General features: G+C 66.7%; 1 pseudogene. It reads left to right on the top strand.

Features of this window, described 5'->3' with window-relative positions:
• Window positions 1-275: 275 nt before the first annotated feature.
• Window positions 276-653 (top strand): annotated as a pseudogene (locus ACZ6KY_RS42165) (transposase); the annotation flags it as partial.
• Window positions 654-1167 lie beyond the last annotated feature (514 nt).

Raw genomic sequence — 1167 nt, 5'->3', positions numbered from 1 at the left:
TCGCCCACACACGCACATCAGCAAGGTCCCCACCCATAACCACATCAACGACGACCCTGGCCAGCAGTCACGGTAGACACCGTTGCAGTACTAGGTCGCAGCTTGTCTGGGAGTGCTGGGGCTGGCGTGATCAATGGTGTACGAGTTGCCGTTCCGGCACCCTGTTGGCCTGGTTTCTCCTGTTTCATCCCGTGACGCCGGGTTGTGCGCCGTGTGCTTCGGGCGCCGATGTGCGCGCCCGGGCCTGCCGAGTCGTGGGTGGGTAGCTCGAAATCGTGCCTGAACGTCGCCGTTATCCCAGTGATCTGTCCGATGCCCGCTGGAAGTTGGTCGAGCCGGTCCTGACCGCCTGGCGGTCCGAGCGTCGAAGCCGCGGCCTGGACATCGGTCGGCCGCTCAATCACGACCTGCGGAGCCTGCTGGACGCGGTCCTCTATGTGAACCGAACCGGGATCCCCTGGCGCTACCTGCCGCACGACTACCCGCACTGGAACACCGTCTACGCCTACTTCGCCCGATGGCAGGAGGAAGGCGTCTTCGACCAGCTCAACAGCCTACTGCGCCGACAAGTCCGCAGGCAGGAAGGCCGGAGCGAAGAGCCGAGCGCGTGTGTCATCGACTCCCAGAGCGTCAAAACCTCCACCAACGTTCCCTCCGGTCACGGCAACAACCGCATCACGCGCGACATCCGTACGGCCCGGCCCCTGCCCGTTATTCGTCCCGGACGCAGAATCTCCACTCCCTACACAGGTGCACGGCCTCCACGTTGTCGAGTGTCGGGTAAGCGTGAACAAGCACGCCGACACCGAGCTCCTCCACCTTCCGGCAGAACCGTCAGGGGCAGGCCGTGTCCCGCCCTCTGGCCCCGCCAATCCTGCGACCGATGCTTACGTCGCGGTCGGCGTGATTCGTTACCGTGTACGAGTTCACTCGTCTGTCCACCCGCCATGAAACCGGCCGAAAGATTGCTAACCGGCTTGAAATGCGATAAGAGAACCATCTCCGCGAGCCGCGAGCCGCGAGCCGCGAGCCGCGAGCCGCGAGCCGCGAGCCGCGAGCCGCGAGCCGCGAGCCGCGAGCCGCGAGCCGCGAGCCGCGAGCCGCGAGCCGCGAGCCGCGAGCCGCGAGCCGCGAGCCGCGAGCCGCGAGCCGCGAGCCGCGAGCCGC

The sequence above is a fragment of the Streptomyces sp. NPDC042002 genome, from assembly GCF_055588305.1.
Note: the sequence above shows the minus strand (reverse complement) of the source record. Positions and strands in the feature narration are given on the sequence as shown.